Here is a 19123-nt window from a genome sequence, read left to right as displayed (position 1 = left end):
GAGGAAATCAAATGGAAGAGAATCGTGCAGAATGGTTATCACACCTTTCCAATGAAGTTGTTTCAGATGCACATGGAAACTTATTAGATGCTTATGTTGTTGCGCTTGAAGGATGGAGAAGAGGTCTAACACTTAGATGGCATGTAAAAGACTCCGAAAAATTTAATGAGATGAGAACATGGTTTGTGGATAAACCAGGGCAATTATTTTCCTTAAGTTCAAAGGATAGAACACATTATTTCTTTAGAACCCGAGGTGATAAAGTAACTAATGAAGCTGTCGATATTGGACGGGACAAGGAAAAGACAAAACAAGCATTACTCAAAAATGGGGTAACTGTGCCTGAAGGAAAGCAGTTTACAGAAGAATCTTCAAATGAGGAAATAGTTGATTACACATCTCATTTAGGTTTTCCAGTTGTATTAAAACCAACTGATGGCAGCTTCGGCAGAGGGGTTATCTCTAATATCACGAGCAGTGGTGAATTTGAACATTCATTGGAATATGTACGTAGTAATCTTGGTTACCAGGACGTAATTGTGGAACAATACATACCGGGTAAGGAGTACCGCATGTATGTTGTTGGTGATGAAGTGGTTGGAGCGATGAACCGGATTCCACCGAATGTCACAGGCGATGGGGTAAATTCTATCGGAGCATTAATTGAGATCAAAAATGAGGAAAGAAGTCTAAATCCTCGATTAGTAAGTTGTCCAATCCTTGTGAATGAAGAAGTGGAAGATTATATTGGCCGGAAAGGATATTCACTCGACACGATTCCGGAAAAGGATTTAAATATTGCACTTAGTGATAAAACGAATATTTCGTTAGGTGGCGATCCGATTGATGCATTGGATGAGTTACCTGAATATGTGAAAGAAGCAGCAGTTAAGGCATTGCATGCTGTGTCGGGTCTTGAACACGGTGCGGTTGATCTGATTTTACATCAGGACAATGCAAATGTCTATATTATTGAACTTAACCCAACTGCACAGCTTGGCGGCTTGCTCTATCCAATCCAAGGTAAATCAAGAGATATTCCAAAAGCAATTATTGATTATTATTTTCCAGAAACAAAAGATAACGATACAGGTGAAGTAAATACATTCTTTGATTTTCATGATGTCCTTGATCCATTGCAATCAAGGGATGCATTTGTCACCACAGTAACGCCGTGCCCACAAGAAAAGCTATTTGCAAAAAAATATATAGTTAGTGGAGATGTGCTCGATATAGGGTACCATCGAGGACTGCGTAAACAAGCCTTTGAACGTTATCTTCACGGTTATATCATGACGCTTGAAGAGGGCGATATTGAAATTGTTGTAGGTGGCACAGATCCTGAGATGGTAGATGATTTTAAAAACGCATTTTGGGAAGATGAAGAACGCGGACAAGTCTTTGAAATACAGGTAGAAGACTACGAAGAACCAATTAAAGTAGGCTTTGAAATAAAAACAGATTTAAAAACCCAAATTGAAGACTTGAAGATGTATAAGCAAGAGCTTGAAATTACTGAACGTGAACTTAAAAAAGCAGAATTGAAACGAAGAAAGTACTATAGTAGTTTGTCCTGGAAAGCAACGATGCCAATTCGATTAGTAGGATCAATCACAAAAAAATTAAAAAACTAACAGGATGCTACATAGGAGGAAATGGAAATGAAAGAGAAGCAGCTGGGAATTAGTTTGCCACAGCTTACAAATGATATTGTGAGAAATGCTCGAAAAACACGATTAGATGCTTTTGCAGTTGCACTGGAGGGCTGGCGAAGAGGATTGAAGCTTAAATGGTATACAAAGGACTCGGATCATTTCAAAGACATGATTATTTTTGGCGTAAACCCTCCAGGACGTTTGTTTTCATTAAGCTCAGAAACAAAAACACATTACTTTTTTAGAACACGTGGAGACCTCGTTACTAATGAAGCAGTTGAAATAGGTTCGGAAAAAGATGATACAAAGATTTACCTTGAAAAAGCTGGTGTGCCTGTTCCAAAAGGGAAGGGATTTGCTCCAGATGCAACGAATGAAGAAATCATTGCGTATAGTAAGGACTTAGGCTACCCACTTGTATTAAAACCAACGAATGCAAGTTTAGGTAATGGTGTGGTAACAAATATTCGAAATGAAGAGCAGTTAATAAAAGCAATTCATTATGTCCGTCACGAATTAGATTATGATGAAGTAATTGTTGAACAGTATGTGATAGGTAAAGAGTATCGTGTTTATGTTGTGGAAGATAAGGTAATAGCAGCATATAACCGAGTTCCTGCAAATATTACTGGTGATGGAGAGCACACCATTGAAGAGTTAATTGATCTGAAAAATAAGGTGAGAAAACAGAATGCGCGACTAAATAGTTGCTTAATTCATATCGATAATGAGATTTTAGACTTTATTATGGATGCTGGCTATACACTGGAAAGTATTCCGGAAAAAGGAAAATTAATCTATTTGAGGGAAAAAACAAATGTATCATCTGGTGGAGATCCGGTTGATGTAACCGATACATTGGCAGAAGAGTATAAACAGATCGCAATTGATGCGTTAAAAGCTATTCCTGATTTTCCACATGCTGGTGTTGATATTATTGTTAACGAAGGTGACGATATTACTGCATCCGCAGTTGTGATTGAATTGAACCCGACTGCACAAATCGGCGGTGCGCTGTTCCCAATTGAAGGCAAATCAAGAGATATTCCAGGAGCTATTATCGATTACTATTTTCCAGAAACTAGAGGAACAAATACAGAGAAATCAAGAATTTATTTTGATTTAATAACTATTTTGGAGCCTCTCGAAAATAGAGCGGCACTTGAAGTAGAGGTAGCCCCTGCACCGATAGGTAGGCTTTATTCTAGAAAATATACGGTTTATGGGGATGTACAACGTTATAATTTCCATAGATGGTTAAAAAAACAAGCACTTGACCATAGTTTACATGGCTATGTAAAGAGTAAAGTATTTGATGAAATCGAGATTGTTGTTGCTGGAACAGATAGAGAAACAGTTAGTGGCTTTAAGAAAATAATTGAACAGTATCCTCAAGGTTCTAACGTATTAAAAATTAATGAAGAGAGCTATGAGGAGCCAGTAACGGTTGGTTTTGAAATATCAGAGCAATATAATACGTCAAATATCAAATCTGTCCAATATGCTTTAAGGAAGATGGATAAGGATTTGCAGAGATTGAAGAAACAAAGGGATAGAATTGAGAAGGATAATAAACATATTTTGAGTAGTACGTCCTGGAAGTATACAGAACCAATTAGGAAAATTAAAGAAGCCATTAAGCAAAAATAACTTCTTTATTTCTAAAGTATCTGAATGACTTGCAAGCAAGATTTTGCCTGCCTAAAATAGTATAACTAAAGCTAATTGTTAAATATATTTTAGTGAATAGCTTTGGAATAAATGAAATAGAAAGGCATCAAAGGGGATGTAATTATGGATAATAATACAAGAAAAGTTACAATTGGAGCAACTGGTGATATTTTACTCCATGATCGGGTATATAATAAAGCGAAATTGGAAGATGGTAGTTATGATTTTACAGAAATGCTTGCAGCAGCAAAACCACTATTTAGAAAAGATCATTTAATTATAGCGAATCAAGAGTCAATTATTGGTGGAGCAGAACTAGGAATTTCCAGTTTTCCACATTTTAATAGCCCTATTGAAATAGGTTATGCATTAAAAGATCTTAATGTTGATATTGCAAATATGGCTAATAATCACGTTATGGATAAAGGGGAAGAAGGTATTCTGAAAGCTATTGAAAATTGGGAAAAAATTGACATGCCATATGTGGGTGCTTATAAATCCAATGATGATAGAAATACACTTCGAATTTTCCACAGAAATGGCTTGAAAATATGTTTCCTGGCATATACAAAATCAATGGGAACTGTAAAGAGACCTAAAGATAAGGAATACCTAGCCGGAAGTTTTGCTGATTATGGAGTTAAGTGGATTCGAAGAATCATAAATAAAATAAAAGGTCAAGGTCTTGCTGATATTGTTGTACTATCAATGCATTTTGGTAAAGAATATGCAATGCTCCCAACATCTTTTCAAGTAGAGACTTCAAGTAGTTTATCTGATACAGGTGCTGATATAATTATAGGTCACCATCCACATGTACTACAACCTCCTGCTAATATTGTAAACTCTAAGGGTGAAGAGACCTTTGTTGCGTATTCTTTAGGTAACTTCTTCTCCGGTCAAAAAGGAATTTACAGGCAGATTGGAGCGTATATGACAGTTGATGTAGAGAAACCAGAGAATAGTAAAATGACTAAAATCAGCAACCCTAAATATACTCTAACTTATGTAGATAGTGGAGATAAAAAGGACTATAAGCTTCATTTATTAAAAGACGTTGTTGATAGACAAAAAACAATTAAAACCGATGTTGGTGAGTTTGACTCACAACAAGTCTATGATCGGATGAGAAATCATATGCGACATTATATTCCTGATTTGGACATCTCTTAATTTACAAGATAAGTGGTAGATAAATTATGTAATTAGATAAATTCTCAAAGAAGGAAGGGTTTTTAATTCGATGAAAATAAAGAATTGGTTATCACATTTAGAAACCTCTATTCCTGAAGAAGCAAAGGGCTATACAGTTAGTATGTATAGTATTGCGTTAGAAGGATGGAGAAGAGGACTTACTCTTAAGTTTATCAATGAAAACAGAAGAAAATCTGAACTTCGTTATTCATTAGCATCTCAAGAGCGGGAACATCGTTTTGTAGTATCACGTGGTGATTTCACTTCGTTGTCAACATTGAAGATTTGTCGGGATAAGCATACGACTAAAGAGTATTTGTTAAAGGCAGGAGTTCCCACACCTGAAGGCCGAGTTTTCAAAAAAGAAGTACCTGATGAAGAAATATTATCTTATGCTAGATCACTTGACTTTCCGCTTGTTATAAAACCAAGCGATGGTACAGGTGGAGCAGGAGTTATCGCAAATATTAAGAATGAAACTGAATTCAAAAATGCATTATCTTATGTTAAATATGACTTAGGCTTTTCTGAAGTAATTGTTGAGAAATTTTTTAAAGGAATAGATCATCGAGTATATGTTGTTGGTGATAAGGTAATGGGCGCAATTATAAGGATTCCGGCTAATGTTGTAGGTGACGGAAAAAGCACAATACAGCAACTGATTAAAATAAACAATTCTGAAAGAGATAAAAACCCTGCGCTCTTCCGTAGATTAATTAAAATAGATAAAGAATTACTCGATATGTTGGCAGAAAAAGACTATAAGTTAGATAGTATTCCGAAAGAAGGAGAAAGGGTCTTTCTTAAGTCTAAAGCAAACATTTCTTCTGGCGGTGATTCGGTAGATGTTACAGATGAACTTACAGATGAAATCAAGAATATTACAATTCAAGCAGTAGCTGCAATACCAGGATTAAAGCATAGTGGTGTAGATATTATTGTAGATAAAGAAAATAATACAGCAACAATAATTGAAATAAATACACAAGCTAGTATCAATAGTCATTTATTCCCTATGGAAGGTGTATCAAGGGACATTCCAAAAGAAATCATCGACCTTTACTTCCCTGAAACAAAAGCAAACTATAATAAAGATGGTCAACTATATTATTTTGATTTTCAACATATGTTTGAAGCATTTCAAAATGGATATGCAGAAGAATATACAATACCCCCAATGCCTACTGGTAATATTACTACGACTAGATTTATTGTTGAAGGAAAAATACAGAATGTAGCATATGAGGTTTGGGTTCGAAATCAAGCTAAAAAGTTAAAATTACACGGCTATGTTAAAAACTTATTAAATGGAACAACATCAATTGTGGTCTCAGGGAACACTGAAAATATAGATGAATTTAGAAAAAAAATTAATAGTGCTGCGTCTAAAAGAGCTGTAGTATCTAATGTTAAAGAGCTTTCAAGAACGTCACCTGTTAAAATAGGTTTTGAAATATTAGCTCAAGGTACTAAAAACAATGAAAAAAGTTCAAAAACATCGCTACAAACAGGACAAACTTTACAAGAAGGCTATTTTCCTGTGAAAATTGATGACGTTCGAATTAGAAGAAAAAGAGTATCGAAATAATTAAGATAATATAAAGTATCTAAGTAATAAAATTAAAGGAAGACCTTTTTCCAAAAAAAGTAATATCATTGCTTGAAAGGAAAAGCGGTCTTCCTTATGGATTATTCAATGATATATATTTGGTATAACTAAACTTTGATATATTAAAGGAGAAAGTTATGAAAAAAAGCGAAGTACAACTATTTCCACATCTAAATCATGAAGTTGTAAAAGACATTTCAGGTTTTAAGTTATGTTCATACCTAGTTGCATTAGAAGGATGGAGAAGAGGGCTAGAGCTTAAGTGGTATAAAGACGAAACTGAATTATGTAAAATGGATAGACTAAATAGCAGTACGCAGGGAAAATTTTTTTCACTAAGTTCAAATGAAAAAAAACATTATTTTTTCAGATCTAGAGGGGACATCGTTTCTAATAAAACAGTAAGAATATGCCAAAATAAAGAGACTACTAAAGATTTCTTAAATGAAGCTGGAGTACCGATACCTCTAGGCACTGTATTAAGTAATGATAAAGAAATCATTGAATATGCAGAACAAGTTGGTTTTCCTGTGGTAGTAAAACCACTTAAAGGAAGTATGGGGAAAGGTGTCTATACAAACATTAATAATACGCAGGAATTAAATGATGTACTTGCAGAATTACGTTCAACTTTAAAAGATACAGAATTGATGATTGAGAAGTATTATCCAGGAAAAGAGTATCGAATTTATGTAGTTGGTGACAAAGTAATAGGAGCAACAAATCGTGTTCCAGCTAATATTGATGGGGATGGGATTCATTCAGTAGAAGATTTAATAAAAATAAAAAATAATGAAAGAAAAAGCAATCCTTATTTAGCTCCAAAACCAATAAAGGTCGATTTTGAAGTACGTAATTTATTGAAAAGTGTTGGTTATGATTTAAAAAGCATACCTAGAAAAGATGAAAAAGTATTTTTAAGAGATAAGAGTAATCTTTCTTCTGGTGGAGACCCTATAGAAGCTACTGACGAATTATCAGGTGAAGTTAAACAAATAGCTGTCGATACCTTAAAAGCCTTGCCTTCTATTCCACATGCTGGTGTAGATATTATTGTTGATCCACAAGATGATAGAAAAGGTGTAGTACTTGAAGTAAATGCAACGGCTGAAATTGGTTTTCATTTGTATCCTTTAGAGGGTAAAGCAAGAGACGTCCCTTCGGCAATTATCGATTACTACTTCCCAGAGACTAAAAATATGAATCGGTCTTCTTTCTATTTTGATTATCTCAGTGTTATAGAACCATTAAAACAATGGGCAGCTGAGGAAGTCAAAATTGCGGCAGCACCAGAAAGAAGCAAGTCCATAAAATATATTACAGTTACTGGGAAATTGAAAAAAGTAGGCTATATGAGCTATATTAAAAGACAAGCAATGCGAAGAGGTTTGCATGGATATATACAGCAAATTGATGACAACTCAATTGAAATAAAGTTATTGAATGGTAATGAACAAAACTTGAATGGATTTATTGAAGTATGTAAAAAAGGCTCAAAAAAATCGAAAGTACAAAACGTTTTAGAAAATGACTTACAAGAAAATGTGGAAATACCTCAGAAAATGGGTTTTCAAATTATTTCTATAAACTAAACGCAAATAGATCAACAGATCAATTATAATTTTATGCATCTAATTGAAAAGGGAGAAATAGTATGAGAGTTGGCTTCATGACAAATTTTAACACACCAACAAAATTAGCCAAAATCACATCGCTTATAAGTAAAGCATATGACATTGAAATGGTTTATTTGCGACCAAAAGATATAATGATGGAAGAGAACAAAGTAAAAGGGCAAGTATATATCAATAATAGTTGGGAAGAGAAAATACTAGATATTCCTCCTTTCATTGATGTAGTTCCTTATTGTTTTAAAAAAGAAAACCGGGAAATAATGAATTATCTAAAGGATAAAACATTCTTATCAGATGACCGTTCAAATGTCCTAAGCAAGATTCAATTACAAGACATTTTGAAAAATGATCAAAAATTTTCACAGCTAATAATTCCTACTCACAATGTGACAAAATCCGACGATCTCATTCATTACTTAAATGCATATTCTTCTATTGTTCTTAAGCCATTAAATGGAATTCGTGGAAGAGGAGTATATATCTTAAACAAAAATAACGATCATTATACTGTTGGTTTTAAAACAATTGAACGACAAATGGATGAGAATCAGATTGCTACTTTTTTTGAGGATGAGATAAAGGGAAAAAGTTATATCCTTCAAAAGTATATTCAATCTAGAACAGTATATGGAGATCCATTCGATTGTAGGGTTCATGTCGAAAAAGGTGAAGATGGTAAATGGCATAGTGCGAAAAATTATATTAGAATTGGAATAGGGCAAAAAGTAATATCAAATGTTAACCAAGGCGGAGGAGTAAGCGACCCAAAGCCATTTCTGAAAGCAAATTTCGGAGAAAAGTGGACTGAGATTAATAAAAATCTAAAAAAAATTGCATTAACATTACCATATAAGATTGAAGAACTAAGAGGTACACATATTATGTCCCTAGGTATGGATATTGGTATTGATAAAGATGGACAACTTTATTTATTTGAAGTAAATGATGGACCAGCCACTGCGGCTTTAATTTCAGAGGTTGCATACCTAAGAAGTAATTATTATAGCTATATTTTGAAGGGATTGCAGAGAACTTCAACTAAAAAAGAGTTGTATGAAAAATAATATGAAAGAAAGATGAATTAATAGTTCGTAGTACCGCAGGGAAGGTTACAATGTCTGTCCGACTAAAAAGACTTTTAATAACATTGGAATCCCAGCTGTCTCTATTAGTTTTTAAGTAAGCATGAAATTGTCTGCATCCAAATTGTGTGGACGACTACATGCTTACTTATTTTTTTGAACTAAGTGTAGCTATTTGCTATCGCATTAATGGATTACATTATTTTAGGGTAAAGTATAAAACTGTTAATCAAAAGCTATTGAAAAAAGGTCATATATTGTCGATACTAGAAAAGTAATCTAAATTAAAAGGAGGTGAAACTAAAGTGAAAATAAATAAGGTTATGATTCTAGGATTCTTACTATTTGCCTTTTTCTACTTTAGTCCACATACTGCAGAAGCAACAACAGATATAGATAACGAACAGTTAAATAAAGCTACAATTTCAGAAGATGAAAAAAATGAAAAAAAAGTTGTTTCACCGAATGAAATTGAAGATGAGCCTGTGTCTGAAATAGAAGACCCATTGGATAATGAAGAAGAGGAAAATGGCTTAGAGAAAGATATCCTAGAAGGTAAGAGCTCCGAAGAAGATAGTCCTAACGCTTCTACCGCAGAAGTAGAAATAACAGCAGAAGAAACTTTAAATGAGGAAGAGGAACTGCCTGAACACGAAGCTGAGGTAGAGGAGCCAACAAAAGAAGCAAATGAAAGCATAGAAGAAGATTTAGTAGATGCTGACCTAGTAGATGAAAATGAAGAAGATCAACTAGAAACTTTTTCAGTTCAAGTTGCAGAGGCTCCATTCCAGTTTGGCGATCGCCATAATGATATTGTAGATATCAAAAAGAAGTTGAATAAAGTGGGCTTCGGTGGCATTACAGAAACAACACTTTTCGGAAGTTGGATGGAGACGCGTGTTAAACAATTTCAATCTTATTATGGCCTATCTATAACAGGGGAGGCTGATGACGCAACACTAAAAAAGTTAGACGAAGTGTACAATAGTCCGTTCCAAGAAGGTAAGCGTCATAATGATACCGCGACTTTAAAAGAGAAGTTGAATCGTGTAGGATATGGCTATATTACGGTCACAACACTTTATGGTTCCTTTATGGATAAACAAGTAAGGAAGTTTCAAAAGGATTATGGACTACGTGTCAATGGAATAATGGATGAAGTTACGCTTAATAAACTGAATGCAGAAGTAGCTAATGCTCCATTCCAAAAGGGCGATCACCATAATGACATTGTAGAAATTAAAAAGAAGTTAAACCGAATTGGCTTTGATGGCATTTCGGAAACTGCTCTTTATGGAAGCTGGATGGAAACGCGTGTTAAACAGTTTCAATCCTATTACGGACTATCTGCGACAGGAAAAGCAGATGCAGCAACGACAAAAAAATTAGATGAAGTGTATAATAGTCCGTTCCAAGAAGGTAAGCGCCATAATGATATAACAACCTTAAAAGAGAAATTAAATCGTGTGGGGTATGGCTATATTACGATTACAACGCTTTATGGTTCCTTTATGGACAAACAAGTAAGGAAGTTTCAAAAGGATCATGGATTACGTGTCAATGGAATAATGGATGAAGTTACTTTAAAAAAACTGAATGCAGAAATAAGCAAGACACCATTCCAAAAAGGTGACCGTCATAATGATATCGTGGGGATCAAAAAGAAGTTAAACCGAATTGGCTTCGGTGGAATTTCGGAGACTACTCTTTACGGAAGCTGGATGGAAACACGTGTTAAACAGTTTCAATCCTATTACGGTCTATCTGCGACAGGAAAAGCAGATGCAGCAACGACAAAGAAATTAGATGAAGTGTATAATAGTCCGTTCCAACAAGGTAAGCGTCACAGTGACACGACAGAATTAAAGGAAAAGTTGAATCAACTTGGTTATGGTTATATTACGGTTACAACACTTTACGGTTCCTTTATGGATAAACAAGTAAGGAAATTTCAAAAAGATAATGGCCTTCGAGTAAATGGAATAGCTGATGAAGTGACTGTAGCAAAAATTAATAAAGCAGTTAAAAATAATGTTGTTAAAATATTTTTAGACCCAGGCCATGGAGGACACGATCCTGGTGGAGAAGGATATGGGCTTCAAGAGAAAAATATTGTATTAGATATAGCATTAAGAACTGCAGAGGTTTTAGCAAAGCATTATATTGGAGTAGAAGTAATGCTCTCACGTACGACTGATAAATTTATTGAGTTAACGGAAAGAGCTAGAATGGCTAATAACTGGAATGCGGATTACTTTGTCAGTTTCCACACGAATGCTTTTAACGGTGAAGCAAGTGGATTTGAATCCTTTATTCACAATGGAGAAGTAAGTAAGGAAACAAGAGATAGACATTCCGACATACACAATTACTTAGCAAAAAAATTACCAATTAATGATAGAGGAATGAAAGAAGCTAATTTTAACGTTTTACGCAATAGTAATATGCCTTCTATTTTGTTAGAGTATATGTTTATCGATAATAAGAACGAGAATTCTCTGTTAAAGAGTTCAAGTTATCGACAATCATTAGGAAAATTAACAGCGGATGCTATTGCAAATTCTTTTAACCTAAAAAGAAGATAATTACATTTTTGAAGATGAGGATTCTATTTCGATAGAGCCTCATCTTTTATTAATGAAAAATAACATTAATCAGCTTGAAAAATAGTAGAAATATGTCGATACTAGAATAGTAATCTAAATAGTAAGAAGGAGGTGAAACTAAAGTGAAAACAAAAAAGTTTATAATTCTAGCTGTCTCATTATTTACCTTTTTCCACTTTAGTCCACAATACGTAGCTGCAACATCAGATGAGGTTAAAGAACAGGTAAATGTAAAAAAAACCGATGAGCTTGATGCATCCAACGAATTACAAGATGAAACACAAACTGAAGATAAGGATGAGCAATCTCTACCTGAAGTAGATGAACCAACAGAAGAGATAGACAATGGTTCAGAAGAAGCAGATAGTATAGGGACAGAAACATCAGAAGAGGGAAACTCAGATAAGCCAGAAGAACTGTCCAAGCAAGAATCTGGTGAGAAAGAAACGCCAGCAAAAGAAGAGGCGGATGAGCCCGCTGAAGTGAAGGAAGAAGAATCTGTAGAAGAGGATTCAGTAGAAGAAAGTGAATCAATTCAACTAGAAACTTTTTCGGTTCAAGTTGCGGAAGCTCCATTTCAAAAAGGTGATCGTCATAATAACATAGTTGGAATCAAAGTGAAGCTAAATAGAGTAGGCTTTGATGGAATATCAGAAACAGATTACTTCGGAAGCTGGATGGAAACGCGCGTAAAGCAATTCCAAACGTACTATGGCTTATCGGTAACTGGAAAGACAGATCAAGCAACGCTCCAAAAACTTGATGAGGTATACAGCAGCCCATTCCAAGAAGGAAAACGTCATAATGATACGGTTGCTTTGAAAGAAAAGCTTAATCAATTAGGCTATGGTTATATTAGCGTAACAACACTTTATGGCTCTTACATGGATACACAGGTAAGAAAGTTTCAAGGTGATAATGGTTTACGTGTAAATGGAATCATGGATAGCATCACATTGAAAAAACTTAATGATCTAGCTGGACAGACAAGCTTCCAAAAAGGTGATCGTCATAATAACATAGTTGGAATCAAAGTGAAGCTAAATAGAGTAGGCTTTGATGGAATATCAGAAACGGATTACTTCGGAAGCTGGATGGAAACACGTGTGAAGCAATTCCAAACGTATTACGGCTTATCGGTAACTGGAAAGACAGATCAAGCAACACTCCAGAAACTTGATGAGGTATACAACAGCCCATTCCAAGAAGGAAAACGTCATAATGATACGGTTGCTTTAAAAGAAAAGCTCAATCAATTAGGCTATGGTTATATTAGCGTAACAACACTTTATGGTTCTTACATGGATACACAGGTAAGGAAGTTCCAACGTGATAATGGTTTACGTGTAAATGGAATCATGGATAGCATCACATTGAAAAAGCTCAATGATCTAGCTGGACAGACAAACTTCCAAAAAGGTGATCGTCATAATAACATAGTTGGAATCAAAGTGAAGCTAAATAGAGTAGGCTTTGATGGAATATCAGAAACAGATTACTTCGGAAGCTGGATGGAAACGCGCGCAAAGCAATTCCAAACGTATTATAGATTATCAGTAACTGGAAAGACAGATCAAGCAACGCTCCAGAAACTTGATGAGGTATACAACAGCCCATTCCAAAAGGGAAAACGTCATAATGATACGGTTAGTTTAAAGGAAAAATTAAACCGTGTTGGTTATGGTTATATTACAGAAACCACTCTCTATGGCTCCTTTATGGATACGCAAGTAAGGAAATTACAACGTGATAATGGTCTAAGAGTGAATGGAATCATGGATAATATCACACTGAAAAAACTTGATGACCTTGTGAAGGAAACACCTTTTCAATTTGGAGATCGTCATGATGATATTGCTGGGATCAAAGTGAAGCTAAATAGAGTAGGCTTTGATGGAATTTCAGAAACGAACTACTTCGGAAGCTGGATGGAAACACGCGTGAAGCAATTCCAAACATATTATGGCTTATCAGCAACTGGTAAGACAGACGAAGCTACATTAAAGAAATTGGATAATGTATATAATAGTCCATTCCAAGAAGGAAAACGTCACAATGATACGATAGAATTAAAAGAAAAGCTGAATCAATTGGGTTATGGCTATATTACAGTAACAACGCTTTATGGTTCATATATGGATACGCAAGTAAGGAAGTTTCAAAGTGATAACGGACTTAGAGTGAATGGAATAGTAGATGAAGTAACTTTAGCTAAGATTAATGAAGCTATTGCAAACAAAACAATTATCAACTATACACGTTACAATTTAACTTTACAGCAAGCCCTGAATATTCAAATGGCTATTGATAATCCACCACCGCAGACAGATCTATATCGTAGCTCACCTGCATATATCAGTAGTAACTATGTAGAGATTAGCCAATCTGGTGCTATATATTCAGGTGGAAATGTTAAGGTTCGAACTCTACCTAAACTTATAGAATCAACTTATAAATATACACTCACGCCTGGTACGAGGGTTACAATACTCGAAACAGTAAAAGGCGATGCATATAATGGAAGTACCGACTGGTATCGAATAAGATACAACGATCAAATATTATATGCACATACCCTTTTAGTGAACCCTCAGGCAACTATTGCAACAACTACAGCTAATTTGAATGTTAGATCTGAGCCGGGCAGTAATTCACATGTCTACGGGGTTCTTCCAAAAGGAACGGAAGTAAATGTAATTAGTAATACAGGGAATTGGTATGAGATATCTTATGGAACTTGGAGAAATGCAACCCAATCTGATACAGAGTTATATTTAAATCCAGATAATAATGATGAATTTCAACATTTAGATCTATCATCGACAGCTGGAGCAACTGTAGCAGAGTTAAATGCATTTTTAAAAGGAAAAGGTATTTTAGAAGGGTTGGGCCAAGCATTCATTGATGCAAGCAAAGCACATAATGTAAACGAGTTATACTTAGTATCGCATGCTTTGCTTGAAACAGGTAATGGTACTTCTAAATTAGCAACAGGTATTGAAGTTAATGGTAAAAAGGTTTATAACATGTTTGGTATCAATGCATATGATTCTTGTCCTCAAACCTGTGGTTCTCAGAAAGCATACGAAGAGAATTGGGATACCCCATATAAAGCTATTGTTGGTGGCGCAAAGTTTATAGGTGAAGACTATATTCATAATGCAAATAAGCAAAATACACTTTATAAAATGCGTTGGAATCCTTCAGCAATGGAAGCCACCGGAAAATTTGGTAGGCAATATGCAACTGATATAGGTTGGGCTGCAAAGCAGGTAACGAATCTCAAAAATATGTATAATACATTGAGCAACCCTTTATTTAGATTTAATATTGTACAATATAAATAATCTATCATTCTATGTGTCTAGCTCTTTAATAAGAGCTAGACTTTTTTATTTTTGATAATAAAAGTGTTCATTATATAGTGATATACTTTCTTATATTTTATGTTAAAATAAATAAGACTATATCAAACTACTAAGTAGGTGCACACTTATGTGGAACACAAGCGAATTGCTTATAGCATTTCTAATTTCCTGCGGGACAGCATTACTTGTAACGCCTTTAATTATAAAACTATCATTTAAATTTAATATCGTTGATAAGCCGGATAATAACCGTAAAATGCATAAAGGCGCGAAACCTAGTATGGGTGGGCTTGGTATTTTTATTGGTGCAGCTGCAGGTTTTTGGTATTTACAGCCTGTCAGTCCGGAAATGAATGCAATTATACTTGGTGCGTTTATTATGTTGATTACTGGTATAATTGATGACATTTTTGAAATAAGAGCGGCCTATAAATTATGTGGTCAGATTGCTGCTGCTGTAGTAGTTGTATCATCTGGATTAATCATAGATAAAGTAACCTTGCCGTTCACTGGAACTGTATTTTTAAATGAATATGTCGGGATTGCTTTGACGATCTTCTGGATTTTGGCAGCTTCCAATGCAATTAACTTAATTGATGGTTTAGATGGACTAGCTGCTGGAGTTTCAATAATTGCTTTAATAAGTATTCTAATTATGGGTGTAACAGATTTCCGCTTTATCGTCGTGGCTCTATGTGTTATTTTGATCGGAAGTTCTTTAGGTTTTCTTTTCTTCAACTTCCATCCGTCGAAGATTTTTATGGGGGACACGGGAGCATTGTTCCTCGGATATTCGATTGCAGTTGTATCAATGCTTGGATTATTTAAAAATGTAGCTTTCTTTAGTTTTATCATTCCGATAATTGTTATTGCCATTCCGGTATTTGATACATTGTTAGCTATTATAAGAAGAACGATAAATCATCAGGGGATTGCTAAACCAGACAATAAGCACATTCATTACCAGTTAATGAAAAGAGGGTATTCACATCGTGCTTCGGTTTTAATCATCTACGGTTTTAGCGTATTCTTTGGAATCATGGCGGTAATCTTTAATAGTGCGACACTATTATCTTCGTTAGCTGTATTCGCATGTATATTAATAGGTTTTCAGCTGTTCTCTGAAATAGCTGGGATAACGATTCATAATCGTCAACCAATATTACGTGGAATTCGCCAGCTAACGAAGTTACGAAAGCCTAATCGAATGAAATAAAAGAAGCATCTAATCTATAATACTAGATTAGATGCTTCTTTTTAATAGGACTCTGAAGTACTTTCTATCGTTGGATCTTGAGTATTCGCAATCGATGAATTGATTTCTAAATGATCCTGTAATAAGGCTTTTGTTTCTTCTAAAGACGGTTGATCAAGTGCCCAATAATATTTATTTGAAGGCTGATAATCGTACCCTTCTAATGTTAAAGCATTGACCTCGATGTTCTTTCCTTTTGTACCGTACGTAATAAATGTTTTCATATCACTAAACGTCATATTTGTCGTCATATTATCACCAACAGCTTCCAAAAGATCATCATAATTTAAAATGGAATTCAGTGACGTCGCTTTGTTAATTACTGCTTTCATGATTTCCTGTTGTCTTTTACCGCGCTCAATGTCATTATCAAGCTTTCTTGTTCTTGCAAGTGCAAGTGCTTCTTCTCCATCTACATCCTGAACACCAGGCATAAGGTGAATCGAATCACGTTTATCCATAGAATTGGATTCTTTGAATTCATATGGTACATCTACGTTTATTCCACCTAAAGCATCGACAACGTCTACAAATGCGTGGAAGTTTACTTTAACATAGTAATCTACTGGTATATCAAGTAAGTTTTCTACAGTTTCAATCGCTGCGGTAGTGCCGCCGAAATAATGTGCGTGATTGATTTTATCTTCATAACCAACTTCAGGAATGTAAACTAATGAATCACGTGGGATACTTACTAAATTAACGCTCTTTTCATCCTTATTGAAGGTCGCAAGCATTAAAGCATCTGTCCTTGCACTTTCAGCATTACCTCGATGATCATTAGCATCTATCCCCATAATTAGTATGGAGACATTATCAATACTTGGATCAACAAGTGCATCTCTTAACGGAGATTTTTCTCTTTCAGTTTCTACATAGGAGTCTGATAAAACAGTATCAGCTTTTATATACAAATAAGTGCCGTAACCTAGTATACTTACAAAGGCAATTATTATGGGTAGCAAGATAAAATATACTCTTTTACGTATTTTTCTTTTGTGTCTTTTAACGGTACGAGTTGTTGTAATTTTATTATTATCACGCATCTGTTTTCTCCTTAAACAATTCTATTAACCACTCATCAAAAAACGTGCTACAGTTCATTTTACTATGAAAGGAGCTATTCGTAAATTAAATTTTAATTACAAAATCAAGGATAAGTGGTCGACTTATTTATTAGACGTGTAACTTGCAAAAAGGATTCATGTTATTGGTTATTATTTATATTTTTTTTGATTCCCGATGTCGAAATACCTTCTGTTCTTGGAAAATATACGACTTCACAATACTCCAGCAGGAAATCAAAATGTCCCTTCCAGTCATCTCCCATAACAAAGGTATCAATATTGTAACGCTTAACATCATCAATTTTTTGATCCCATGAATGTTCGGGAATAACCTTATCAACGAAACGAATCGATTCTAGGATCATTTTTCGATTGTCAAAAGAATGATAAGCCTGTTTATTTTTTAGTTTATTAAATTCATCTGTTGAAATCCCTACTACTAAATAATCTCCTAATTCCTTTGCTCGGCGTAGTAAATTGATATGGCCTGCATGAATCAAATCGAATGTACCATATGTTAGTATATTTTTAATGGCTTACTCCTCCATTTTTTTAGGTGATGATTTCTTAATTATCATACCATAAATGTGAATCTAAAACTTACATAAATCGACTTTTTTAGTACAAATATGACAGATGAAACTTGATTGAGACAAGTCTGTAATTTGATGGATATAAAGCTTGTAAAAATTTCAATGAGTGCTGCGAAAACAATCTCGAAAAAACAGCCATCTAATTCAAGTAATACCGGATCATCCTCTTTAGCTCCATTCTCAGAAATATAGCACTATCCGTCCGCCGCCCCCGATCGCCATGCGGCTAAATCGAAATTAACATCAACATTCCTCTTGCCCCTTGCTAAATTGAAAAAAATCCGAGTACCGAATCGACTAAATCTTAATCTTCTCCCTACCACGGTGTAATCTACTATGTTATTTTAAATGTATGGATAAAAATTATTTATTATTCTATGAAACTGGAATAATAAAATAGGGAAGTTTGAAAGGTTGTTATTAGATGACAAGGGAATTAAATGCTGTGAACATAGAAGGAATTGAAGTAATAAATACAACAAAAAAAGATTTTTTACATTATCATCTATATCCTCGGTTGAACAGAAAACAGCAATCTTTTGTTGTTTTTGCTGACACAGCAACACTTATGCATGCGAATAAGGATATAACCTATAAACAAATCATTCAGTCAGCTGATTATGTTGTTCCAAATGGTGAAGGAATCGTAAGTGCTGCAAAATATAAAAAACAGCCATTCATAGAACGGATCGAGGCTTATGATATGATTCTTGATTTACTTAAATTTGCTGAAGTGCAAGGCTTAAGCTGTTACTTCTTAGGTGGGAAAGATTATATCAATGAAAAGACTGTGTTGGAAGTGGAGAAAAAGTTTCCGAGTGTTAGGATCGCTGGACATCATCACGGTGCAATTTCCATTGAAGATTCACATATCGCAGAGAATGTAAAGCAAGCAAATCCAGACCTTATTTTTGTGTCATTAAAGAAAGCCAAACAGGAACAATGGATTGCTACCTATAAAAATCAATTTCAAAAAGGAATGTTTATCGGAGTCGGTGACAGCTTTGAGCTATTAGCTGATGAAAGGAAGCAAACACCACGAAAGTGGAAAAGAGTAAATTTGGAATGGTTGTATCGTTTGTTGCAAAAGCCAACCCGATTTGGTCAAACAATAAGTAAAATTGGATTTGTCTTACATCTAATTTTTAAAAATAAGTAAGGCTAGCGTATGAGACGAATTCCCAAAAGTTAGATTTCAATTCTTACTTTTGGGGTTCAGTGCAATGACGCTAGCCTTTTTATATTGTTTTCAATTAAGCTCGGAATCTATTATCTATATAAATATTAGATAAATATATTCTGATTAATCATTTTATTATTAACCTTCTATTAAATATGTAAATCATTCGTTAATCATTTGTAAGAAATCAGTAAAAAACCATTTTTCTG

12 protein-coding genes are annotated in these 19123 nt (G+C 34.5%); 10 read left to right on the top strand and 2 right to left on the bottom strand.

All coding sequences use genetic code 11. The features are described 5' to 3' along the window. Positions 1-11: 11 nt before the first annotated feature. The 9 genes from F1560_RS13215 to F1560_RS13175 all read left to right on the top strand — a co-directional run bounded on the left by F1560_RS13215 (position 12) and on the right by F1560_RS13175 (position 16035). A complete protein-coding gene (locus F1560_RS13215; protein WP_149475098.1) occupies positions 12-1634 on the top strand; it encodes an acylphosphatase in 1623 nt (540 codons plus the stop codon). Between the two features lie 27 nt (positions 1635-1661). Then, positions 1662-3305, top strand: coding sequence for an acylphosphatase (locus F1560_RS13210; RefSeq protein ID WP_149475097.1), 1644 nt, complete (start codon positions 1662-1664; stop codon positions 3303-3305). A 144-nt stretch (positions 3306-3449) separates the two neighbouring features. Then, positions 3450-4499, top strand: coding sequence for a CapA family protein (locus tag F1560_RS13205; protein ID WP_149475096.1), 1050 nt, complete (start codon positions 3450-3452; stop codon positions 4497-4499). 70 nt (positions 4500-4569) lie between these two features. Beyond that, positions 4570-6108: an acylphosphatase gene (locus F1560_RS13200; protein WP_149475095.1), complete on the top strand. Its 1539-nt coding sequence runs from the start codon at positions 4570-4572 to the stop codon at positions 6106-6108. A 158-nt stretch (positions 6109-6266) separates the two neighbouring features. Next, positions 6267-7721: an acylphosphatase gene (locus F1560_RS13195; protein ID WP_149475094.1), complete on the top strand. Its 1455-nt coding sequence runs from the start codon at positions 6267-6269 to the stop codon at positions 7719-7721. Positions 7722-7798: 77 nt separating this feature from the next. Then, entirely contained in the window at positions 7799-8827 is a 1029-nt protein-coding gene (locus tag F1560_RS13190) for a YheC/YheD family protein (protein WP_245347571.1), read from the top strand. A gap of 323 nt (positions 8828-9150) precedes the next feature. Further along, positions 9151-11430: a peptidoglycan-binding protein gene (locus F1560_RS13185; RefSeq protein WP_149475092.1), complete on the top strand. Its 2280-nt coding sequence runs from the start codon at positions 9151-9153 to the stop codon at positions 11428-11430. A 143-nt stretch (positions 11431-11573) separates the two neighbouring features. Beyond that, positions 11574-14798, top strand: a complete 3225-nt coding sequence (locus tag F1560_RS13180) for a peptidoglycan-binding protein (protein ID WP_149475091.1) — start codon at positions 11574-11576, stop codon at positions 14796-14798. Between the two features lie 148 nt (positions 14799-14946). Beyond that, positions 14947-16035, top strand: coding sequence for an MraY family glycosyltransferase (locus F1560_RS13175; RefSeq protein ID WP_149475090.1), 1089 nt, complete (start codon positions 14947-14949; stop codon positions 16033-16035). Between the two features lie 41 nt (positions 16036-16076). Here F1560_RS13175 and F1560_RS13170 read toward each other — a convergent pair whose 3' ends face one another. Together F1560_RS13170 and tagD are read right to left on the bottom strand one after the other, a co-directional pair. Continuing rightward, positions 16077-17120 carry an LCP family protein gene (locus tag F1560_RS13170; RefSeq protein ID WP_149475089.1) on the bottom strand — a complete coding sequence of 348 codons (1044 nt, stop codon included), beginning with the start codon at positions 17118-17120 and terminating at the stop codon, positions 16077-16079. 161 nt (positions 17121-17281) lie between these two features. Continuing rightward, positions 17282-17674: a glycerol-3-phosphate cytidylyltransferase gene (gene tagD, locus F1560_RS13165; RefSeq protein ID WP_149475088.1), complete on the bottom strand. Its 393-nt coding sequence runs from the start codon at positions 17672-17674 to the stop codon at positions 17282-17284. A gap of 484 nt (positions 17675-18158) precedes the next feature. Here tagD and F1560_RS13160 point away from each other — a divergent pair, with 484 nt between their 5' ends. After that, positions 18159-18893, top strand: a complete 735-nt coding sequence (locus F1560_RS13160) for a WecB/TagA/CpsF family glycosyltransferase (RefSeq protein ID WP_149475087.1) — start codon at positions 18159-18161, stop codon at positions 18891-18893. Positions 18894-19123: the final 230 nt, after the last annotated feature.

The organism is Oceanobacillus polygoni, from assembly GCF_008304605.1.
In the GTDB taxonomy this organism is placed as follows: Bacteria; Bacillota; Bacilli; order Bacillales; family Amphibacillaceae; genus Oceanobacillus; species Oceanobacillus polygoni.
This window is presented reverse-complemented; position numbering and strand designations above follow the sequence as displayed.